Origin of the sequence: Altererythrobacter sp. B11, from assembly GCF_003569745.1 — a bacterium.
Classification (GTDB): Bacteria; Pseudomonadota; Alphaproteobacteria; order Sphingomonadales; family Sphingomonadaceae; genus Croceibacterium_C.
The window spans coordinates 315,845-337,910 of record NZ_AP018498.1 but is presented as its reverse complement, the minus strand read 5'-3'; the positions used below and the strand labels follow the sequence as shown (position 1 = coordinate 337,910).

Sequence of the window (22,066 nt, the reverse complement as noted above, 5' to 3'; positions counted from 1 at the left end):
GCCGCTACCCCCGGACACCCCCTCAGCCCTGCCACACCCAGTAGCGGGCGCCGAAGCGGGCCTCGAGCTCTTCCAGGCACTCGCGGTGGATCTGCCGCACGCGCTCCGGCGTCATCGCATCGGCGGGGTCGATCTCCTCGATCCGCAGGGTCGATTTGTCCTCATACAGATGCTCTCCCTTCAGCAGCGCGCGCTCGTCATAGGGCCAGATGAAGGCCTGGCGGCTGGACACGAGGTAGAGCCCGTCCTCCTTCTCCACCCGATGCCCGATCTTGCGCAGCTCCGCCCCGGTGGACATCTGGTGGAACCACATCTCGTCCGCGATGCCCCAGTCCGCCACGGCGATCTGGTCCCCGGTGTTCCACAGCACGATGTCGCCGATTGCGGAGTAGAAATCGGCCACGCCCTGCCGCCCCTTCACCACCACCGGGTTCTCCCCCCAGCTCACGTGATAGACCGGATCGTCGGCCATCATGTCGGGCGCGGTGATCTCCGCGAACATGGCCGCGCCCTCCAGATGAACGTGGCGGCAGTAATTGAGTAGGATAGCCTTGTGTAGTGGTGTTGCAGTGCGCTCGTAGAGTTCGAGCGCGGGGTCCATGCAGTGATAGACCTGAGCTTCGTATTTGCTGGCCATTTCGATCCTTCTCCAACAGTTTTGCCGGAGCATCGCACGTCGCCCTTGCCCTCGGCTAGGAGTGAGGCGCAGCGTATCGGGACTGAGGCGAAGCGCGGCGGACAGCCGAACACGGGCTGGCAAGGGCGGCGCAGGCGCAGTAGGGCGGTCCATCTCCCCTGACGGATTCCCCCATGACCTCTAGAAATGTTACCGGACTGCTGGCCTTGCCGGACGAGGATGCGGACGAGCGCAGCGATTCCACCTGGTCGGACCGCGCCTATCGAATTGCCTTTGGTGCGATCGGCTGGCCCTGGCTGCTCTACAGCCTGTGGGGTGGAACGAAGGCCTCCAAGCGCGAATTGCTGGCGCGCGTCGGCCTGGGCGAGGATGCCTTGCCCCACCTCGGCAGCTGGAAGGCCGATACCGGCTTCCTGCATCGCATCGTCGATGCCGTGGAGGAAATTCGCCCACGGAACGTGGTGGAACTGGGCGCGGGCGCGACCACGCTCGTGTGTGCCCGGGCCTTGCAGCACAACGGTGGCGGGCGGTTGTTCAGCTATGACCAGCATCGCGGCTTCGTCGCCGCCACGGCGGAATGGGTGGAAAAGGAAGGCGGCACGGCCGCTCTGCGCCACGCCCCGCTCACCGCGCAGGTGCGCGGCTGGCCCGGCCGCTGGTATGCGTTGCGCGATCTGCCCGACACGATCGACCTGCTGATCATCGATGGCCCCCCATGGGCGATCCATCCGTTCGTTCGCGGAGGGGCGGAGTGCCTGTTCGACCGCCTTTCACCGGGGGGCATCGTCCTGCTGGACGATGCGGCGCGGCCCGGGGAACGGATCGTCGCGCGGCGCTGGCGCAAGGCTTGGCCGGAGATCCGTTTCGAACGCCTGGCGGGCAGCACCAAGGGCACGTTGATCGGCCGCAAGCTCCGCTCGGGGCAAGTCATTCCCATGCCGCATCGGGCGCGTGCGGAGCGCAGGCCATCCCACTGGCGGCGCGCGGCGGCCATGGCGGCGTTGCTTGTCAGCGGATGGCTGGCGCATGATGTGGTGGGCGATGTCGCGCCGCCGGCCCACGCCGCTTCCTTCTTCGATGAAGCCGCGGCGTCCTACGATGCCAGCCAGGCCCGGCAGCGGATGGTCTCGCAGCTTGAGAGCACCAGCCTTGACCGCGCGGAGATCGCGCGCGCGACAGGCCTGCGCCTGCCCGATCTGCCGCGCGACTGGGAGCTGAAGGATGTGCAGGTCTTCCCCTCAGATCTCGGCATTTCGGTGGCCTTGATGATCGTGACGGAATCGGGCGACGAGGTTTCGCTCTTTGCCACCCGGGCGGAAACGCCGGCGGAAAAGCTGCCGCTGCTGGAACGGCGGGAGCGCCGATCCATGGCCTATTGGGAAGAAGGCTCGATGGCCTATGCGCTAACGGGCGAACTGGCGTCCGAGCGGGTGCTGGCGCTGGCTTCCGAACTCGCCGGGCAGCCGGCCCGGAGCTAAAGCGGGTTGCCGTCCCGGTCGCGATAGATTTCGCGCCGGCCGACATGGTTGGCGGGGCCCACCAGCCCATCCCCTTCCATCCGCTCGATCCATTTGGCGGCGGTGTTGTAGCCAACGCCCATTTGGCGCTGCAGCCAGCTGCCCGAAGCCTTCTGGTTTTCGAACACCACCTGGCACGCCTGGCGATATTTCCGCTCTTCCGGATTGTCTGAAGCGGTAAAGTCGTCCTCGAAATTGAAGCCGCCATCTTCCGGTTCTTCGGTGACCGAATCGATGTAGGCAGGTTCGCCCTGCGCACGCCAGTGATTGGCGACCGATTCCACCTCCTCGTCGGAAACGAACGGACCATGCACGCGCTTCAGTGGCCCGCTGGAAGGCTTGTAGAGCATGTCGCCCTTGCCCAGCAGCTGCTCGGCCCCCTGCTCGCCCAGGATGGTGCGGCTGTCGATGCGGCTGGTGACGTGGAAGCTGACGCGGGTAGGCAGGTTCGCCTTAATGACGCCGGTGATGACGTCGACGGAGGGGCGCTGCGTCGCCATGATCAGGTGAATGCCGGCCGCGCGGCTCTTCTGGCTGAGCCGCTGGATCAGGACTTCGATCTCCTTGCCCACGGTAACCATCAGGTCCGCCAGCTCGTCCACGATCAGCACGATCAGCGGCAGCACCTGATAATCGAGCTGCTCTTCCTCGATCAGTTCCTCGCCCGTCTCCGGATCGAAGCCGGTCTGTACGCGGCGGCCCAGCGGCTTCCCCTTGGCGGCGGCGGCGCGAATGCGCTCGTTGAAGCCGTTGATGTTGCGGGCACCGATGTCGCTCATCATGCGATAGCGCCGCTCCATCTCCTCCACCGCCCATTTCAGCGCCCGCACCGACTTGTGCGGCTCGGTGACCACGGGGGAGAGCAGGTGGGGAATATCGTCGTAGCTCTTGAGCTCCAGCACCTTGGGATCGACCAGGATCAGCCGGCATTCGGCGGGCGTGAAGCGGTAGAGCAGCGACAGCAGGATCGTGTTGAGGCCCACGGATTTGCCCGATCCGGTGGTGCCCGCCACCAGCAGATGCGGCATGGCGGCGAGATCGGCCACGACCGGTTCGCCCGCGATGTCCTTGCCCAGGATGATCGGCAGGCCACCCTTGTGATCGACGAAATCGGCACAGGCCGCCAGCTCCTTGAAGCTGACCATCTGCCGGTCCTTGTTCGGCAGTTCGATGCCCATCACCGTGCGCCCGGGAATGGGCGAGACGCGGGCGCTGATCGCGCTCATGTTGCGGGCGATGTCTTCCGCCAGGCCGATCACGCGGCTGGCCTTGATGCCGGGCGCCGGTTCCAGCTCGTACATCGTGACCACCGGGCCGGTGCGCACGGCCGTGATCTCGCCCTTCACGTTGAAATCGTCGAGCACGTTTTCGAGCAGGCGCGCGTTGCGCTCCAGCGCCAGCTTGTCGAGCTTCGGTGCGGTTTCGACCGGGGGATCGGTGAGAAGGTCGAGGCTCGGCAACTCGAAATCGGCGAACAGATCCTTCTGCCGCGCATTGGCGGGCTGCGCCGGGCGTGGCGGGCGCGAAGGATCGCTGATCTCCGTTGGTCGGCGTGGAGGCCGATCCTCCGCCGCCGGCCCGTCGTCCATCTCATCGACGGCATCCTCAGGCGGCGGTGCCTGACGGCGAGGCCGGGCGGTCACGGCTTCGCGGTCCGGCCGTGTGGATGCCCGGCGCAAGGCTGCGGGTAAGGTCAGCAGCCGCGCCCAGTCGAGCGTGAAGACCCGCCCGGCCAACGCCGCGCCGCCAAGCAGGCATAGTACCGCTGCCCCCAGCGTGGCCCAGAACTGCGCCGCCTCTGGCAGCAGGCCGGCCAGTGCATGCACGGCCCCTTCGCCCAGCAGGCCGGCCATCCCGCCGGCAGACGCGGGCAGGTGCCATTCATGCGGATCGGTGGCGAGCGATAGCACCGTGGACAGCAGCGCCATGGCGATCAGCAGCAGGGCCACCGTGCGCCACCAGCGATCCCCGTCCAGGCTTTCTTCTTCCGCCGCGTCCCGCCACAGCTTGCTGGCGAAGGCATAGAGCAGCGGCAGGAACAGCGCGGAGACGAGGCCAAAGCTTACCAGCGCCCGGTCCGCCAGCCAGGCGCCGGGGCGACCCATCCAATTGCCGATCTCGCCCCCGGCGGCGGTGGAGGGGGAGGGGTCCGTCTGCGTGTAGGTGATCAGCGATACGGCGAGGAAGATCATCCCGGCGAACAGCAGCGCGCCGCCGGCCAGCTGCATGGCGCGCGCCAGCGAGCGGCGGAAGGCGGCGCGCCAATCCGTCGGCTGCGATCGGGCTATCGCGCGGCTTGCCATGTGTACTCCCTGTGTTCGCGATGCGCATCATCGCCTCCGGCGGACTCGCCGTCAAGAATTGCCGCCTCGGTGGCACCGATCCGCCGGCGCCCCGAAAGCCCGTCGATCGCCGCCCAGCGGGGGTGGCGAAGGCGACGAGCCGCCTGCTGGTCCATGCCCCCCAGTGCGATCACCGGCACGTTCGACCGGGCGGCCAGGCGATGAAAGCGCATTGGGCCGAGCGTGCTGGCGCCCGGATGCGAGCGGGTGGCGAAGGCGGGCGAGAGCAGCACCGCCGCAGCCCCGAGGCGGTTGGCAAGGGCGATCTCGCGCAGATTATGCACCGTCGCCAGCGTCAGCAGGCCGCTGCGGCGCGGCAGCAGCGCACGGGGCGCGCCGTAATAGCCATCGGCGCGCCATTCCTTCGCCGTCAGCGCACTGTCCGCCAGGATCACGCAGTGTCCGCGCGCGCGGGCAAGGCGCGCCAGAACGCGGAAGCGGGCGAAGCGCTGCTCGTCCGGTAGGTGATAGTGGCGATAGATGAAGCCCGAGCCGCGCGGCAGGCGCGACAGAGCGCGTTCGAGCGCGGCATCGTTGCGCGCGTCGGACAGCAGCCAGCGATCCGGCAGGGTCTGGTGCGGGGGCATGACCTTGCTATAGGCCGCGCCCATGGAAAGCGCAGCCCATCGTCTCGCCCAAGTGGAAAGTCGCATCCTGCATGCCTGCGGGATCGCCGGGCGGCCACGACGGGACGTGGAACTGATCGCTGTCAGCAAGACGCATGATGCACCTGAAATCCTCCCGCTGCTGGAAGCGGGGCAACGCGTCTTTGGCGAAAACCGGGTTCAGGAGGCGCAGGGCAAGTGGCCGCAGTTGCGCGAATCCTTCCCGGATGTGGCGCTGCATCTTGTGGGCCAGCTGCAATCGAACAAGGCGGAAGAGGCAGTGGCGCTATTCGATGCCATCCATTCGCTCGACCGGCCCAGCCTGGTCAAGGCACTGGCGAAGGCCATGGACAAGGCCGGTCGGCGCGTTCCGCTGTTCGTGCAGGTGAACATCGGCGCGGAAGAGCAGAAGGGCGGCTGCGCCATCGCGGAACTGCCCGCGCTGCTGGATCAGGCGCGCGCCGCCGATCTGCCGCTTGCGGGGCTGATGTGCGTGCCGCCGCTGGACGTGGAGCCGGCGCCGTTCTTCGCCCTTCTGGACAAGCTCGCGGGGGATCACGGGCTGGCGGGCCGCAGCATGGGCATGAGCGGGGATTACGAGACTGCGATCATGCTGGGCGCCACCCATGTGCGCGTGGGCACGGCGCTGTTCGGCGATCGCGGCTGATTCCGTCGCTCACGAAGGTTAACGCTTTACAGCGGGACCGAGCGATGGAATCTTCTCTAGCGGATTCTCGCTGGCGGGGGGTGCCTGTGCGGAAAACGATCGTGATGGCTTTGTGCGGCGTTCTGGCAGCCTGTGGCGGCGCCGATGCGGAGGAAAGCGGCGTCTCAGCAGTGGCTGAGGCCGGCTCGGCCGCCGATCCCGGGACTGTAGCGGACGACGATGCCGAGGAGCCCTCGTCAGCCCCTGCCGTTCCTGCGGAGGCGCCGGGGCAGGCGAGCGGAGAAGCAGCGCCGCACGCCGAAGGCGCAAAAGCCAGCCTGCCGCTCAAGCTCGGCTTCTATATCGCCGACGATACAAGCTGCGGCAATGCTTCCAACGCCACGCTGATGCTGCTCCGCAAGGGGGGCCTCAATACCTCCCGCGTGCCGTGCGATTTCACTCGCATCGAAAAGACGGGGCCGGATCGCTATCGCGTCAGCGAAAGCTGTTCCGAGGGCGGTGAAGCCTGGGGAACAGAGGAGCATGTATATACCAACATTTCGACCTACCGCGTTGATAGTGAAACGCGCTTCACGATCATCGGCGATGGCGGCGAGCAGACCGTGAAGCACTGCCCTCAATCGAGCCTGCCCGAACCCTGGCGTGATAACGACATCGCGTCGATCGTGAGCGATTAACCGGCAGGAGCGCGCGCGGGCGAATTGATGAAGCGCCCGTTAAGCACTGATCTTCACCCGGTGCTATCAATACTATCGATACAAAATCCCTTCCACACGCGGGTTTATCCGCAGGAGGCCGCGCTTGTGCGGCAGCAACGATCGGGGGATCGGGCAATGGATGAACGCTTGGCCAGACGCGTCGTGGTCGATGTCGAAATCGACGCGGTCATCAAGGAGCGCCTGTGCCGCGTCAGCGTGACCGATCTGTCCACTAGCGGCTGCATGGTGGATGTGGGGGAGAACGAGATCATCCCCGGCGATCGCATCCTGCTGCATTTCACCCCCTGGGCGGATGTCTCCGGTCGGATGGTCTGGATGCGACGCCAGATCGGCGGCGTGGCCTTCCTTGAACCGCTGCATGAGGCGATCGTGCGCAAGATGGGCTTCCGCCCCGAGAGCGATGGCGACGCGCATCTGCTCTATGACCGCTTCGGCCGGCTGCTGCCGCGTCAGCGCGCCACGGGCGCGCCGCGCTTCTGATCCGCCGCGTGTCGGCCTGGCGCTGCCCCGCTCAGACGGGGTGCAGCACCGCACGATATTCCAGATCCTCCAGCGCACGGCCGGCACCGCGAGCCACGCAATAGAGCGGATCCTCCGCCCGCACGACCGGCAGGCCGGTAGCCTCGGTCAGCACCGTGTCCAGACCCTGCAGCAGGCAGCCGCCGCCGGTCATGACAATGCCGCCTTCGATGATGTCGGCGGCGATTTCGGGCGGAGTGGCTTCCAGCGCGCCGCGCACCGCACCCACGATCTGCCCCACGGTTTCGGACAGCGCATCGACGATCTCGGCCTGGGTGATGATCTTTTCGGTCGGCACCCCGCGCACCACGTCGCGCCCGCGGATGCGCGCGTCGACCGGATCGGGACCGTCGGCCACGGTGGCGGCGCCGATGTCCATCTTCACCCGTTCGGAGGTGGCTTCGCCGATCACCAGATTATGCGCCCGGCGGACATGGGCAGCGATCGCCTCGTCCATGTGATCGCCGCCGATGCGAATGGAGAGGGTGACGGCCAAGCCGCCCACGGAGAGCACGCCCACCTCGGTCGAGCCGCCGCCGATATCCACGACCATCGAGCCGATCGGGCGTGTGACCGGCAGATCCGCACCGATGGCGGCGGCCATCGGCTCGTCGATCAGCCACACCTTGCGCGCGCCGGCATTGCTTGCGGCATCGCGGATGGCGCGCCGCTCCACCACGGTCGAGCCGGAGGGCACGCAGAGCACGATCTCCGGGCTGCCGCGAAGACGCACGCCGGCGTTGGACTTCGCCTTGGCAATGAAGTGCTTGATCATCTGCTCGGCGATTTCGAGATCGGCGATCACGCCATTGCGCAGCGGGCGGATCGTCTCGACATTGTCGGGCGTCTTGCCCAGCATCAGCTTGGCATCGTCGCCTACGGCGCGGACCTGCTTGATGCCGCCGATCGTCTCAAGCGTCACCACCGATGGTTCCGCCAGCACGATGCCGTGCCCCTTCAGGAACACGACGGTATTCGCCGTGCCGAGGTCGATCGCCAGGTCAGCCGCGCGAAACGGCAAAAAATTCATGAAAGACATATATTTGATTCGTCCTGCCCCACGCTGATGCGCCTGCCGTGGATCGGTGGGCTTTCCTGTCTGCTATGTTAACTAAGCTCGGTTTCAGTCCGCGAAGCGACAGGTGGTGCGCAATCTCCGGCCGGCCGAGCAGCGCCTGTCCTCCAGCGATCGGGATCGCCGCTGATCCGCTCTATGCCGCAACCGCTGCGGATTCGCCAGCGGCTGCCAGCAGCGCTTTTTCCACCTTCCGCTGGCGTTCCTTGCTGGTAATCTTGTGGCCCAGCAGATCGGTGACGTAGAACGTGTCCACCGCCCGCTCGCCATATTGCGTGATATGCGCGGAATTGATGATCAGCTGTGCTTCGAACAGCGCGCGCGCCAGCCGGTTCAGCAATGCCGGGCGATCGGTGGCGTTGACTTCGATCACGGTGAAACGCTCCGACGCATCATTGTCGAAGAACACCTGCGGGCGCACGGTGAAGGCGTCGGCGCGGGGCCGCGCCAGCGGGCGCTTGGCCAGCTGCGGGACGAGCTCGATCTTGTCGGCCAGCGCATCCTTCATCGCGGTCTGCAGCCGCTCGATCTGGCTCTCCTCGCTGAATGGCTTGCCGAGCGGATCCTGCACCAGGAAATTGTCCACCGCCTTGCCCAGACGATTGGTATGGATGCGCGCGTCGATGATATTGCCGCCGGCGAGATGGATGGCCCCTGCGATGCGGTAGAACAGGCCAGGATGATCGTCTCCCACGAAGGTCACCAGCGTGGCGCCGCGTGCAGGATAATATTCGGCATAGATGGAGAGTTTGTCGTTCACCCGCTTGGCGGCGTCATAGTGCAGCAGGTTGCGCGCGATGATGTCCGCGGGCTCGGCAATCCAGTAGGCATCGTCGAAGCGGTCTTCCAGCTCGCCGATGAGGGCGGCCTTCTCGCCCAGGATTTCGGCCACGCGCTCCTTCTTGGCGCCCACACGCTCGGCGCGGTAGTGCGTCGCCTTCCCCAGCCGCATCCGCTCCTCGGCCAGCTCGTAGAGCTCACCCAGAAGCTGCCGTTTCCAGCTGTTCCAGATGCCAGGGCCTACTGCGCGGATATCGACGATGGTGAGCAGCGTCAGCAGGCGCAGTCGTTCCAGCGTATGCACTTCGCCCACGAAATCATCGATAGTCTTCGGATCGGAGAGATCGCGCTTGAAGGCGGTGGCACTCATCAGCAGGTGCCAGCGCACCAGCCAGCTGACCAGCTCCGTCTCATCCTTGTCGAGGCCCAGCCGCGGGCACAGCTTGAGTGCCAGCTCCGCGCCGAGCAGCGAGTGGTCGCCCCCACGCCCCTTGGCGATGTCATGCAGCATGGTGGCGACATAGAGCACCCTGCGGTGGGTGATCCGCGCGATAATGGCGCTCGCGAGCGGGTGGTCCTGGTTGAGTTCGCCGCGCTCGATCCGCGCGAGCAGGCCGATGGCGCGGATCGTATGCTCGTCCACCGTATAGTGGTGGTACATGTCATACTGCATCTGCGCGTTGACCTTGCCGAAATCCGGCACGAAGCGACCGAATACACCCGCCTCGTTCATCCAGCGCAGTACCGTTTCGGGGTCGTTGCGACCCGTCAGCACATCCATGAACAGGGCATTGGCGCGCTTGTCGCGGCGGATCGGGGCCTTGATCAGCTCCGCATCCCGGCGGGCGCTGCGCATCGTTTCCGGGTGGACTTCCAGCCCCTGTTCCTCGGCCAGCCTGAAGATTTCCAGCAGCCGGACGGGATCTTCACGGAACCAGTCGTCACTCGGAGCACTGATGCGTCCATCCTCGACCGCATAGCCCTTGAGCCGGCGGGCGCGCTTGCGCCGCGTCGGGAACAGCCCGCGCGTCCGCTTGCGCATCTCCATCTGCGTGTCGATGTGGGCAAGGAACACGCCGGTCAGATTGCCCACGTGCTGGGCCTGCAGAAAATAATACTGCATGAAGCGCTCGACCGAGCTCTTGCCCGGCCGGTCGGCGAAGTTCATCCGCCGGGCCACTTCACGCTGTACGTCGAAGGTCAGCCGGTCCTCCGCCCGTTTCGCCAGCGTGTGGAGATGGCAGCGCACCGCCATCAGGAAGTTTTCCGCGCGGCGGAAGCTGCGATATTCTTTCTGGGTAAACAGGCCCACGTCGACCAGCTCGGCCGCGCTCTTCACGCGGTGGATATACTTGCCGATCCAGTAGAGCGTTTGCAGATCGCGCAGCCCGCCCTTGCCGTCCTTCACATTGGGTTCGACCACATAGCGGCTGTCGCCCATTCGCTTGTGCCGGGCGTTGCGCTCTTCCAGCTTTTCTGCAACGAACTGCGCTTCGGAGCCGGGCACCACCTCGCTCCAGAAGCGGCGGCTGGCCTCGTCATACAGATCCTGGTCGCCCCACAGGAAGCGGCCTTCCAGCAGGGCGGTGCGGATCGTCAGGTCGCTGCGCGCCATGCGCACCATTTCGTCCAGCGACCGGCTGGAATGGCCCACATGCAGGCCGAGATCCCACAGGAAATAGAGCATCGCCTCGATCACCTGCTCGCACCAGGCGGGCGTCTTGATCGGAGTGATGAAGCCGATGTCCACATCCGAATGCGGCGCCATCTCGCCGCGGCCATACCCGCCCACCGCCAGCAGGGCGAGCCGTTCGCCGCTGCTGCGGTTGGCGTTGGGATAGACATGCTCGATCACATGATCGTGCAGCACGCGGATCAACTGGTCGATCAGGAAGGCATAGCCATGCGTCGCGTCGTGCCCGGCGGAGGGGCGCTCGGCCAGACGGCGCGCCAGCTCATCACGCCCTTCGGCGAGCGCGGTGCGCAGCAGCTCCAGCACGCGCGGGCGGGCCTTCTGCGCCCCGTCCTCGGCCACGGCATCGGCAATGGCGGCTGCGAGCCGGCGGCGATCGACCACCGCGCGCTGGTTGGGAATCTTTAGCGTGCTCACACCCTTCACATAGAGGCTGGCGCGGCGCATGCAACGCGAGGTGACGCGTGCCCGGCGGCAAAGCCGGCGCGGGCTTTGCGCGGCGGCGCGATTGGTGGCAAAGGCCGGGCAAGGAGGACGCGATTCAGATGTTGGACCTGCTCAGCGCGGCTGCGAGTGCCCCGCTTCACTGGGAAGATCTCGGCCTGCGCCCTGGCATTCCGATCGGCCCCTTTACCCTGCGCTTCTATTCGCTCGCCTATCTATGCGGGATTCTGCTGGGATATTGGCACCTCTCGAAGATGGTGAAGGCACCCGGCGCGCCAATGGCGCAGAAGCATGCCGACGATTTGTTCTTCTATTGCACGCTCGGCATCATCTTCGGCGGGCGGCTGGGGTATGCCGCCTTCTACACCGGGGGAGATACAGGCACGCCCAGCCTCTTCACCCATTTCACTCCGGGGCAAACGATCAGCTGGGATCTGCTGCGCCTGTGGGATGGCGGGATGAGCTTCCACGGCGGCTTGATCGGTACCACGATCGCGATCGCCTTCGTCTCCTGGCGCGGGCATCTCTCCTTCATTCGCGTTTGCGACTACATCTCGGTGAATGTGGGCTTCGGCATGTTGTTCGGTCGGCTGGCCAATTTCGTGAACGGTGAATTGTGGGGCCGGGTGACGGACGCCAGCGTGCCCTGGGCCATGGTGTTTCCCCACGCAGGGCCGCTGCCCCGCCACCCCAGCCAGCTTTATGAAGCGCTGCTGGAAGGTGCGCTGGTGATCGCAATCATGCTGCCGCTGTTCTGGAAAACGCGCGCTCGCTATCGTACCGGCCTGCTGGTGGGCACCTTTGTCTGCACCATTTCCGCTGCACGCTTCATCGTGGAGTTCTTTCGTGAGCCGGATGCCCAACTGGCGGAATTTGCCCTGCGCACGGGATTGAGCATGGGCCAGTGGCTTACCATTCCGCTGTTCCTCGCCGGGCTGGGGTTGGTCGGCTGGGCGCTGTCGCGGCCGGAACTGGCGGGCGGCCGCCGGTCCGGCGCAAGCATGGCACCGTCTCCCGGCACATGAGAAGGGCGTGAGCGAACCTGCGTCGCTCGGTGAGAGTTTCCGGCGGCTGATCGGGGCCACCGGGCCGATCAGCGTGCAGCACTTCATGGGCGAGGCGAACGCCCGCTACTATACGTCCCGCGATCCGTTCGGTGCAGGTGGGGACTTCATCACCGCGCCTGAGATCAGCCAGATGTTCGGCGAACTGATCGGCCTGTGGCTGGCGGATATGTGGCTGCGCTCAGGCGCCGCGGCACCGCTCCATTACGTGGAGCTTGGTCCGGGGCGCGGAACCTTGGCGCGCGACGCCCTGCGGGCGATGCGCCAGCATGGTGCCGCGCCGTCGGTGCATTTCGTGGAAGCCTCGCAGCGGCTGAAGGCGCTGGCGCTGGAAGCCGTGCCCGAGGCGCGCTTCTATGAAGATTTGTCGCGCGTGCCCAGCGATGGGCCGATCCTCGTCGTCGCCAACGAGTTCTTCGACGCGCTCCCGATCAGGCAGCTGGTCTACACCGAAGAGGGCTGGCGCGAGCGCATGGTGGCGGCACGCGATGGAGAGTTCGTGTTCACTGCCGGGCGCCAGCCGATGGATGCCGCCGTGCCCGAGGCGCGCCGCACGGCAGAAATCGGCACGATTCTGGAAACCTGCCCGGCGGCTGCGGCGATCACTTTCGAGATCGCGGGGCGGCTGAAGCAACAGGGCGGGGCGGCGCTGTTCGTGGATTATGGCTATGCGGAACCGCGCTTCGGCTCGACGCTGCAGGCGGTGCGGGCACATCGGAAGGTCGATCCCTTCGCAGAGCCGGGGGAGGCGGATCTGACCGCGCTGGTCGATTTTTCGATCCTCCGGGATGTCACCCTGTCACGCGATGCGCGCTGGCTGGGCACGGTGACGCAGGGGGATTTCCTCCGCGCGCTGGGGATCGAACAAAGAGCGCAGGCGCTCGGGCGCGTCGCGCCGGAAGAGCGTCAAAGCCTGCTGCTGGCGAAGGATCGGCTGATCGCGCCGGAGCAAATGGGCGAGTTGTTCAAGGTGATGGCGCTTGCAGCACCGGGCTGGCCCGATGGCGCCGGTTTTCCGCCTGCTCCCCGGGCGCCGGGCAGCGGCTAGCGGCCGATCGCCTTGCCGAGCATTTGCGCGGCCTGTGCGGGCGTGCGCTTGTCCTGCTCCCGATCGACGGCGTAGTTCGCCTCGCGCATTGCTTCTACCGGGATGGCGCCCACCAGCGGACGCAGCGCCTCCACGAAGCGCGCTTCATCCGCCCGGCCGGGGGCGATCATCAGCAGCGCGTCGTAATTGGGCAAGGCGTTCTTCGGGTCGTCCAGCACGCGCAGGCGATCGGCGGCAATCCGCCCGTCGGAGGTGTAGGCGCTGATTACGTCCGCCCCGCCGCTTCCAAGCGCATTATACATGAAGGTGGGTGCGAAGGTGCGCGTTCGCGCCGCCTCCAGCCCATAGGCGCTGCGCACCGCGTGCCATTCTGGCCGCTCGAAGAACTCCACATCGCTGCCGATGGTCAGCGTGGCGGCGATGGGCGTGAGATCCGCCAGCGAGGCGATCCCCAGCGCCCTGGCCCGATCTTCCTTCATCGCCAGCGCATAGGCGTTCTCAAAACCGAGCGCGCCCAGCACCAGCGTGCCGCTGCCGTCGCGTTCCCATTGCGCGATTTGGCGGATCATCTCCTCGGGCGGCGGATTGCCGTCCCGGTGCATTTCGTTGGTCCAGATCGTGCCGGAATATTCGACATAGACGTCGATCGCGCCGCTGGTGAGGGCACTATGGATCACGGCCGAGCCAAGGCCCTCGCGATAGGTGACGTCGTAACCGGCGCGCTCCAGCCGGTCTCCGATCAGCCGGGCGAGGATATATTGCTCGGTAAAGGTCTTGGCGCCGATCACCACCTGTTCGCGCGGCCCGCCTGCGCCAGCGAGGGCGGCTGCGGCGATACCCGCAAGGGCTAGCGCCGCTCCGCCCAGCGCCAGCGGGCGATTGCGGGTGGCGAAGCCGCGCTCGACCATGCCGAGCAGTCCATCGGCCACCAGCGCCAGCCCGGCGGATGCGATGCAGCCGGCCAGCACCAGTGTCCAGTTCTGCGTCTGCAAGCCGGCGAAGATCGGATCACCCAGGCTGGGTTGCCCGATTGTGGTGGCGAGCGTGGCGGCCCCGATGACCCACACGGCCGCAGTGCGCACGCCGGCCATCACGATCGGCGCGGCGAGCGGTGCTTCCACCAGCCGCAGCTTCTGCCACGCGGTCATCCCCATCGCATCGGCGGCCTGGAGCACGCCGGGGTCCAGCCCCGCCTGCGCCGCCACGGCATTGCGCAGGATGGGCAGCAGGGCATAGAGGGCCAACGCCAGCAGCGCGGGCAGGAAGCCCAGGGCCGGCAGCCCCTCGCCAAACACCGCGCGCAGTGCGAGCAGGATCGGGAAGAACAGCGCCAGCAGCGCCAGCGCCGGAATCGTCTGCACCAGCCCTGCGAAGCCGAGCGAAAGCCGTGCCACCACCGGGGATCGGCTGGCCCACACCGCCAGCGGCAGTGCCACCACGATGCCGAGGGCGAGCGCGGCGGCGCTCAGCAGCACATGTTCGGCCAGCGGCTGTGCCAACCCGGCGAAGGCAGCGAGGAGAGCGCTCACCCGCCCAGTCCCGCGAGGGCACGGGCCTGCTCGCGTGGCACGGCGACGAGCGCCTGCGCCACGTCTCCCCCGGCGCCGCCCAGCAGTTCGGCGGGCGTGGCGTCGGCGGCGATCCGCCCGGCATCCAGCACCACCACGCGGTCGGCCAGAAGCAGTGCTTCGGCCATGTCATGGGTCACCATGATCGTGGTGAGGCCCAGCCGATCGTGCAAATCGCGCACGCGCCGCCCGATCGCGTCGCGGGTCACGGGGTCGAGCGCGCCGAACGGTTCATCCATCAGCAGCAGGTGAGGCCCGGCGGCCAGCGCGCGGGCCACGCCCACCCGCTGGCGCTGCCCGCCCGACAGCGCCGCAGGCGCACGCTCTGCCACGCCGGGGTCCAGATCGACCAGTCGCAGCAGTTCGGCGATCCGTTCGCGTGAAGCGCGCTGCCCGCGGATGCGCGGACCGATGCCGATGTTTTCGGCCACCGTCAGATGCGGGAACAAGCCGATGCCCTGGAAGACATAGCCGATCCGTCGGCGCAGCTGCACGGGCGGGGCGGCGGAGACGTCCTCCCCCTCCAGCAGCACGCGGCCTGTGTCCGGCTCGGCCAGGCGATTGACTGTCTTTAAGAGGGTGGATTTGCCCGAGCCGGAAGCGCCGACGAGCGCCACGAAGGCGTTCTTCGGCACATCCAGCGTCACGCCCGCAACCGCGCGGGTTCCGCCGAAGCTCTTGCACACCTGCTCGAACCGCAGGAACGGGGCGCGGCCCCCCGTCACGGATCCGGAGAGATCGCCTGCCTGGAGAGCTTCAGTTCGACCACCAGCCCCTCCTCGGTGAAGCGCCGTTCCCAGCTGCCACCGAGCTGGCCCTTCACGCTCATATCGACGAGGCGCGAACCGAAGCCTTCGTTCATCTCGCTGCCGGGCGGCGGGCCGCCCTGCTCCACCCAGCGCAGCTTCAGCATCTCGCCCCGATCCTCGATCGCCAGCTCCACCACGCCGGTATCGTTGGAAAGGGCGCCATATTTGGCGGAATTGGTCGCCAGCTCGTGGAACACCAGAGCCACGGGCGTGGCTGCGCGGGCCGCGATCGGTGCATCGTCGCCCTGCACATGAACGCGGGGGCCGGACGAATCGGCATAGGGTTGGAACAGATCCCCCAGCATGCCCAGCAGAGTGCCCTGGCGCTGCCCGCCCGATGGCCGGACATAATCATGTGCGCGCCCCAGCGCGCGAATCGTGCCAGTCAATTCCTCGGCAAACTCGCGATGCTCCGGCTTCTTGCGCACCGCCAGAGAGATAAGACCTGCCACCACGGCAAAGATGTTCTTGATCCGGTGCGACAATTCGCGCGCCAGCAGCTCCCGCGTCTCGGACAGGCGGTGCGCCTCGTCCACGTCGGTCATCGTGCCGAACCAGCGGTGCGCCCGGCCTTCATCGTCCATTACCGGCTCGGCCCGCACCAGCATCCAGCGCCATTCGCCATTCGCGCTGCGCAATCGGCTTTCCGCCTCGTAGGGCGTGCCATCGCGCACCGCCTGCTTCCAGGCGGCGGACGCGCGCTCGTAATCCTCGGGGTGGACAAGGTCGCGCTTGTATTCCGCGTCCTTCACGCCGGTGTATTCGAACCAGCGGCTGTTGAAATAGTCCAGCTTGCCATTCGCATCGGCGGACCACGCGATGTCGGGCATGGAATCCGCCAGCGCGCGTAACTGCTCCTCGCTGCGCTGCAATCGGCGAATACTTTCGATCTGTCCGCGGCGGGATCGCAGGCGGCGCATCACCGACTGGCCGAGCACCACCAGGCCCTGCCGCTGCAAACTCGTGAGCCCCTGTGGCCGAGGGTGGCTGTCGATCACGCACAGCGTGCCCAGCGGAGCCCCTTCCTGGGAGATCAGCGGCTGTCCGGCATAGAAGCGGATATGTGGCGCCCCGGTGACGAGGGGATTATCGGCGAAGCGGTCATCCTGCGTCGCGTCCGGGACCAGCATCACACTGTCGTGCAGCATGGCATGGGCACAGAAGGAGACGTCGCGGGGCGTTTCGCGCGCATCCAGGCCTTCGCGCGCGAGGAACAGCTGACGTTCCTCCTCCACCAGGCTGATCAGGGCTACCGGAGCGTCGCAGAGCCGGGCGGCGAATTCGGTGATTGTGCGTAGCTCTGGATCATCGACCAGCGAATCGAGAACGTAGGATTCGAGCACCTGCAGGCGCTGCTGCTCGTGAGTGAAGCTCGGAGCCGGCGGGCTGCCGACGGGCCACATGAGATTGGATTGTATGGTCACTTGGCCCCTTTTCGGCTGTTTGGACGAGATTTGCCACCCTCCAAATCCTTTCAGTGCATGAAGCAGGCGTAAGGTTGATTTCACCCGTAACGAGTTTGCCTGTGGACGCTGCCTTGCTATGGCTCTGGCCGGAGAGGAATTGACTATGCGCGCGACCCCGGATTTCGACTTTGGCCTGGGCGACGAGGCGGGAATGATCCGCGAGAGCGTCGCCCGCTTCGCAGACGAGCAAATCGCCTCCCTCGCCGAGAAGGTGGATCGGGAAGATCGCTTCCCGCGCGAGTTGTGGCCCCTGATGGGCGAACTTGGTCTGCACGGCATCACCGTGGCGGAGGCGGATGGCGGACTCGGACTCGGCTATCTGGAGCATGTCGTGGCGATCGAGGAGGTCAGCCGGGCCAGCGCTTCGGTGGGACTCTCCTATGGCGCCCATTCCAATCTGTGCATCAACCAGATCGCGCGCTGGGGCACGGCGGAACAGAAGGCGCGGCACCTGCCCCGCCTCATTTCCGGCGAGCACGTCGGCGCACTGGCGATGAGCGAGGCGGGGGCCGGTTCCGATGTCGTTTCCATGAAGCTGCGAGCGGAGCGGGTGGATGGTGGCTGGTCGCTGACCGGCAGCAAGTTCTGGATCACCAACGGGCACGAGGCAGACGTGCTGGTGGTCTATGCGAAGACTGATCCGGCCGCGGGCAGCAAGGGCATCACGGCCTTCCTCGTGGAGCGGGATTTCGCCGGTTTCGCCCCTGCGCAGAAGATCGACAAGCTCGGGATGCGCGGCTCGCCCACCAGCGAACTGGTGTTCGACGGCTGCGTGGTGCCGGACAGCCATGTGCTGGGTGAGGTGGGCCAGGGCGTGAAAGTGCTGATGAGCGGCCTCGATTACGAACGGACGGTGCTTGCGGGCGTGCAACTGGGGATCATGCAGGCCTGTCTCGACACGGTGATCCCTTATGTGCGCGAACGCGAGCAGTTCGGCCGGCCGATCGGCAGCTTTCAGCTGATGCAGGCCAAGGTGGCTGACATGTATGTCGCGCTCCAGTCGGCCCGGGCCTACACCTATGCCGTGGCCCGCGCCTGTTCGGCCGGGCGCACCACCCGCTTCGACGCTGCCGGGGCGATCCTGCTTTCTAGCGAGAATGCCTTCCGCGTGGCGGGGGAAGCGGTGCAGGCGCTAGGCGGGGCGGGCTACACCACCGACTGGCCCGTGGAACGCTATCTGCGCGATGCGAAACTGCTCGATATCGGGGCCGGTACCAACGAAATCCGGCGCATGCTGATCGGGCGGGAGCTGATCGGCGCAAGTTGACAATGTCCGTGACAGTCAGCCCTTTCTGCGTCATCGTGAAAAGAAAAGTGGGAGAGGAGCGGGGATGATGAGACGGATCGGATGGGCCGGTGCGGCCGCGCTTGCAGCGATCATATCGCTACCGGCCGCGGCGCAGGACAAGGCGCGCATCGAATGGAAGGTGCTGCACAGCCCGGCCATGGAAGGCAACCTGGAAGGCAACAGCGCGGATCGCGGCGCCTATGTTGTGACTCCGCCCGGGTATGACGAACATCCCGACAAGCGTTATCCGGTGGTCTATTTCCTTCACGGCTACTGGGCCACGCCGCAAATGTATCAGGAAGGCATGAAGTTCGATGCCGCCGTTCAGGCTGCGGCGGAAGCCGGCAACGAACTGATTATGGTCATCCCCGATGGCTCGTCCCGGCTGAAGGGCGGCTTCTACTCCAGCTCGCCCACTGTCGGTGATTATGAGCGCTTCGTTGCGCGTGATCTCGTGCAGTGGGTGGATGCCAGTTACCGCACGCTGCCGGAGCGCGCCTCGCGTGGGCTCGCCGGCCATTCCATGGGCGGCTACGGCACGATCCGCCTGGCGATGAAATATCCCGATACCTTCTCCAGCATCTATATGATGAGCGCCTGCTGCCTCGATCCCATGCAAATGACGCCGGAGATCGCCCGCCGGATCGAGGGCATGGGCGAGGATGACATTGCCAAGGCGCAATTCGGCGATCTGGCGCCTGTCTCGACCCTTGCCACCTGGTCCCCGGACCCATCGGACGACGGCATCCTGCATGTCTATACCGGACTGAAGGAGGACGGCACGATCGATACGCTGGTCAACCAGCGGCTGGCGGCGAATGCGCCGATCGTGCTGGTGCCCCAGTATCTTCCCGCGCTGAAGGCGCTCGATGCTTTCGCCATGGATATTGGCGACAAGGACTTTCTCATCGAAGGCAATCGCCTGTTCCGCCAGGAGCTGGACCGCTTCGGCGTAAACTATGAGTTCGAACTGTATGAAGGCGACCACGGCAACCGGATTGCCGACCGTATCCGCGAAGAGGTGCTGCCCTTTTTCGGCAAGCACCTGTCCGGCCAGAACAATGTGAACAAGGAGGGGAATTGATGAAGATGTTTTCGAGGAGCCTGGCCATCGCCGCGCTCGCGCTGCTGGCGGTACCCGCCGCCGCGCAGAACATCACTGCGCCGGAACCGCCAGTGCCCGCCGGCATCACCGTGGAAGCGCCGATGGTGCCCGGCCCTTCGCTGGCCGGCAATCTGGAAGGCAATTCCACCAAGCGTGAAGTGATGGTTGTGCTGCCGCCCAGCTATGCCAAGGACAAGAACAAGCGCTACCGCGTGGTCTATTACCTTCACGGCTTCGCCATCAGCGGGCGCAATTTCTACAACTTCATGCATGTGCCCGAAGCCGTCGCCCACTCGGCGGAACGCGGCGAGGAATTCATCGTCGTGATCCCCGACACGCTCACCAAGATGGGCGGCAGCATGTATTCCTCATCGGTCACCACGGGCGACTTCCGCGCCTTCGTGGCAAAGGACCTCGTCTCCTATATCGACAGCCATTATCGCACGATCGCCAATCGCGGCGGGCGGGGCCTCGCGGGCCATTCGATGGGCGGGTACGGCACCTGGGTGGTCGGGATGACCTATCCCGAGACCTTCGCGGCGATCTATGCGCAGAGCGCCTGCTGCGTGTCACCGCGGACGGAAACGGTGGAATCGGCGCAGGCGATGGCGAATGTGCCCTATGCCGATGTGGACCAGGCCGGCTTCGGCATGCGCGCTGGCCTGGCTTCGGCAGTGGCCTGGGCGCCTAATCCGAAGAAGCCGCCTTACTATGTCGATTTTCCGATCTCTGACGGAAAGGTGGACAATCTGGTGATCGCGAAATGGGCCAACAATTCGCCGCTCGCCATGGTGCCTTCGCATATCCCGGCACTGAGCAGCTTCCGCGCGATCGGGGCAGACGTGGGCACGAAGGACGGGCTCATAAAGGATGATACGATGATCCATGAAGAGCTGGAGCAGTTCGGCATCAAGCACGACTGGGCGACCTATGAAGGCACGCATACCGACAAGATCGGTCAGCGTTTCGACGAGGTCGTGCTGCCCTTCTTCGCCAAGCACCTCGACAAGAAGTGAGTGCGCCCGCCCTCGTCTCCCGGCTCGACCTCGACAGCGGGGAGGCGAGGGCGCGCGCCGCGCATAATCGCGCGCTGGCGCAGGACCTGCGCAACAAGGTAGCTCAGGCGGCGCTTGGCGGATTGGCAGGAAGCCGGGAACGGCATGTGGCCCGGGGCAAGCTGCTGCCGCGCGATCGGGTGGAGCGTCTGCTCGATCCAGGTTCTCCCTTCCTCGAGATCGGCCAGCTTGCGGCCAACGGCCTCTATTCCGATGAGGTGCCGGGCGCGGGTCTGATCGCCGGGATCGGGCGCGTCTCGGGCCGGCAGTGCATGATCCTGTGCAACGATGCCACGGTGAAGGGCGGCACCTATTATCCGATGACGGTGAAGAAGCACCTCCGCGCGCAGGAAATCGCGCAGGAGAACCGGCTTCCCTGCCTCTATCTGGTGGACAGCGGCGGCGCCAACCTGCCGCACCAGGCGGAGGTGTTCCCCGATCGCGATCACTTCGGGCGCATCTTCTACAACCAAGCCAATATGTCCGCCTTGGGCATTCCGCAGATTGCCTGCGTCATGGGCAGCTGCACCGCCGGCGGCGCCTATGTGCCGGCGATGAGCGACGAGACCGTGATCGTGCGCGAGCAGGGGACGATTTTCTTGGCCGGGCCGCCGCTGGTGAAGGCCGCCACGGGGGAGGAGATCAGCGCCGAGGACCTGGGCGGGGGCGATCTGCACGCTCGCAGATCGGGCGTGGTGGACCACCTTGCGGAGAATGACGAGCACGCGCTGACCATCCTGCGGGACATCGTCAGCCAGCTTGGCATGCACCACGCAACGCCGGTGCAATTGTGTGAACCTCGCGCGCCGAGATTCGACGCGGAGGATCTCTACGCGATCGTTCCGGAAGATGTCCGCGCACCCTATGATGTGCATGAGGTGATCGCCCGGCTGGTGGACGGGTCGGAGTTTCACGAGTTCAAGGCGCAGTATGGCAGCACGCTGGTGTGCGGCTTCGCGCATCTGGCAGGCATGCCGGTGGCGATCCTGGCCAACAATGGCGTGCTGTTTTCCGAAAGCGCGCAGAAGGGCGCGCATTTTATCGAGCTGGCGTGCCAGCGCGGCATTCCGCTGCTGTTCCTGCAGAACATCTCCGGCTTCATGGTCGGCGGGAAATACGAGGCGGAGGGGATCGCTAAGCACGGTGCAAAGCTGGTGACGGCCGTCGCCACCGCGCAGGTGCCCAAGATCACGGTGGTAATCGGCGGCAGCTTCGGCGCGGGCAATTACGGCATGTGCGGCCGCGCCTATTCCCCTCGCTTCCTGTTCACCTGGCCCAATGCCCGCATTTCCGTGATGGGCGGGGAGCAGGCGGCGAGCGTGCTGGCCACCGTGCATCGCGACTCCGATCGCTGGTCTGACGCGGAGGAAGAGGCGTTCAAGGCGCCGATCCGCGAGAAATACGAACGCGAGGGCAATCCCTATTACGCCACCGCGCGGCTGTGGGACGATGGCGTGATCGATCCGGCCCAGACGCGCGACGTGCTTGCGCTCGCTCTTTCCGCCTGCCTGGAAGCGCCCATTCCGCCCGCGCCGCGCTTCGGTGTGTTCAGGATGTGACCGACACCTGACCGGCTTGGCCGCAGGTGCGGCATTTCCGCTGAGACGAATCCGTGCTGAGCCGCGGCAAACCGCACAATACGGGGCGATTAGCGTATTGTGCAGC

General features: G+C 66.1%; 18 protein-coding genes. 10 read left to right on the top strand and 8 right to left on the bottom strand.

Annotation, left to right across the window (positions count from 1 at the left end):
• Positions 1 to 22: 22 nt before the first annotated feature.
• Positions 23 to 637: a hypothetical protein gene (locus tag AEB_RS01520; protein ID WP_119081550.1), complete on the bottom strand. Its 615-nt coding sequence runs from the start codon at positions 635 to 637 to the stop codon at positions 23 to 25.
• A 173-nt stretch (positions 638 to 810) separates the two neighbouring features.
• Here AEB_RS01520 and AEB_RS01515 point away from each other — a divergent pair, with 173 nt between their 5' ends.
• Positions 811 to 2,115: a class I SAM-dependent methyltransferase gene (locus AEB_RS01515; RefSeq protein ID WP_119081548.1), complete on the top strand. Its 1,305-nt coding sequence runs from the start codon at positions 811 to 813 to the stop codon at positions 2,113 to 2,115.
• Here the strand turns inward: AEB_RS01515 and AEB_RS01510 are convergent.
• Both AEB_RS01510 and AEB_RS01505 read right to left on the bottom strand, forming a co-directional pair.
• Entirely contained in the window at positions 2,112 to 4,457 is a 2,346-nt protein-coding gene (locus AEB_RS01510; protein WP_119081547.1) for a DNA translocase FtsK, read from the bottom strand. The two genes, AEB_RS01515 and AEB_RS01510, sit on opposite strands and share 4 nt — an antisense overlap.
• Positions 4,439 to 5,107, bottom strand: a complete 669-nt coding sequence (locus AEB_RS01505; protein WP_119081545.1) for a thiamine phosphate synthase — start codon at positions 5,105 to 5,107, stop codon at positions 4,439 to 4,441. The genes AEB_RS01510 and AEB_RS01505 overlap by 19 nt, the downstream gene beginning before the upstream one ends.
• Here AEB_RS01505 and AEB_RS01500 point away from each other — a divergent pair.
• From AEB_RS01500 to AEB_RS01490, 3 genes are all read left to right on the top strand, one after another.
• The gene (locus AEB_RS01500) at positions 5,106 to 5,768 is read left to right on the top strand and encodes a YggS family pyridoxal phosphate-dependent enzyme (RefSeq protein WP_119081543.1); all 663 of its coding nucleotides are present in this window, start codon (positions 5,106 to 5,108) and stop codon (positions 5,766 to 5,768) included. The two genes, AEB_RS01505 and AEB_RS01500, sit on opposite strands and share 2 nt — an antisense overlap.
• A 101-nt stretch (positions 5,769 to 5,869) precedes the next feature.
• On the top strand, positions 5,870 to 6,445 hold the full coding sequence (locus tag AEB_RS01495; protein ID WP_145985251.1) for a hypothetical protein: 576 nt from the start codon (positions 5,870 to 5,872) through the stop codon (positions 6,443 to 6,445).
• A gap of 168 nt (positions 6,446 to 6,613) precedes the next feature.
• Entirely contained in the window at positions 6,614 to 6,967 is a 354-nt protein-coding gene (locus tag AEB_RS01490) for a PilZ domain-containing protein (RefSeq protein ID WP_172592974.1), read from the top strand.
• A gap of 31 nt (positions 6,968 to 6,998) precedes the next feature.
• Here the strand turns inward: AEB_RS01490 and AEB_RS01485 are convergent, their stop codons facing one another.
• Positions 6,999 to 8,045 carry a rod shape-determining protein gene (locus AEB_RS01485; RefSeq protein ID WP_119081538.1) on the bottom strand — a complete coding sequence of 349 codons (1,047 nt, stop codon included), beginning with the start codon at positions 8,043 to 8,045 and terminating at the stop codon, positions 6,999 to 7,001.
• 172 nt (positions 8,046 to 8,217) lie between these two features.
• Positions 8,218 to 11,001 carry a [protein-PII] uridylyltransferase gene (locus AEB_RS01480; RefSeq protein WP_231958848.1) on the bottom strand — a complete coding sequence of 928 codons (2,784 nt, stop codon included), beginning with the start codon at positions 10,999 to 11,001 and terminating at the stop codon, positions 8,218 to 8,220.
• A 98-nt stretch (positions 11,002 to 11,099) separates the two neighbouring features.
• Between AEB_RS01480 and lgt the strand changes: the two genes are divergently transcribed.
• Both lgt and AEB_RS01470 read left to right on the top strand, forming a co-directional pair.
• The gene (gene lgt, locus AEB_RS01475) at positions 11,100 to 12,023 is read left to right on the top strand and encodes a prolipoprotein diacylglyceryl transferase (protein ID WP_172592973.1); all 924 of its coding nucleotides are present in this window, start codon (positions 11,100 to 11,102) and stop codon (positions 12,021 to 12,023) included.
• Between the two features lie 7 nt (positions 12,024 to 12,030).
• The gene (locus AEB_RS01470; RefSeq protein ID WP_231958847.1) at positions 12,031 to 13,110 is read left to right on the top strand and encodes a class I SAM-dependent methyltransferase; all 1,080 of its coding nucleotides are present in this window, start codon (positions 12,031 to 12,033) and stop codon (positions 13,108 to 13,110) included.
• Here AEB_RS01470 and AEB_RS01465 read toward each other — a convergent pair.
• The 3 genes from AEB_RS01465 to AEB_RS01455 are packed head-to-tail and all read right to left on the bottom strand — an operon-like array spanning position 13,107 to position 16,911.
• A complete protein-coding gene (locus AEB_RS01465; RefSeq protein ID WP_119081536.1) occupies positions 13,107 to 14,639 on the bottom strand; it encodes an ABC transporter permease/substrate-binding protein in 1,533 nt (510 codons plus the stop codon). The two genes, AEB_RS01470 and AEB_RS01465, sit on opposite strands and share 4 nt — an antisense overlap.
• On the bottom strand, positions 14,636 to 15,403 hold the full coding sequence (locus AEB_RS01460) for an ATP-binding cassette domain-containing protein (RefSeq protein WP_119081535.1): 768 nt from the start codon (positions 15,401 to 15,403) through the stop codon (positions 14,636 to 14,638). Before AEB_RS01460 ends, AEB_RS01465 begins: the two co-directional genes overlap by 4 nt.
• Positions 15,400 to 16,911 carry a sensor histidine kinase gene (locus tag AEB_RS01455; RefSeq protein WP_231958846.1) on the bottom strand — a complete coding sequence of 504 codons (1,512 nt, stop codon included), beginning with the start codon at positions 16,909 to 16,911 and terminating at the stop codon, positions 15,400 to 15,402. The genes AEB_RS01460 and AEB_RS01455 overlap by 4 nt, the downstream gene beginning before the upstream one ends.
• A 145-nt stretch (positions 16,912 to 17,056) precedes the next feature.
• Between AEB_RS01455 and AEB_RS01450 the strand changes: the two genes are divergently transcribed.
• The 4 genes from AEB_RS01450 (at position 17,057) to AEB_RS01435 (ending at position 21,960) form a co-directional block, all read left to right on the top strand.
• On the top strand, positions 17,057 to 18,220 hold the full coding sequence (locus AEB_RS01450; protein WP_119081531.1) for an acyl-CoA dehydrogenase family protein: 1,164 nt from the start codon (positions 17,057 to 17,059) through the stop codon (positions 18,218 to 18,220).
• 67 nt (positions 18,221 to 18,287) lie between these two features.
• Positions 18,288 to 19,325, top strand: a complete 1,038-nt coding sequence (locus tag AEB_RS01445; protein ID WP_231958845.1) for an alpha/beta hydrolase — start codon at positions 18,288 to 18,290, stop codon at positions 19,323 to 19,325.
• Positions 19,325 to 20,362 (top strand): alpha/beta hydrolase, encoded by a 1,038-nt coding sequence (locus AEB_RS01440; RefSeq protein ID WP_119081528.1) that lies wholly within the window; start codon positions 19,325 to 19,327, stop codon positions 20,360 to 20,362. The genes AEB_RS01445 and AEB_RS01440 overlap by 1 nt, the downstream gene beginning before the upstream one ends.
• Entirely contained in the window at positions 20,359 to 21,960 is a 1,602-nt protein-coding gene (locus AEB_RS01435; RefSeq protein ID WP_119081526.1) for a carboxyl transferase domain-containing protein, read from the top strand. The genes AEB_RS01440 and AEB_RS01435 overlap by 4 nt, the downstream gene beginning before the upstream one ends.
• Positions 21,961 to 22,066 lie beyond the last annotated feature (106 nt).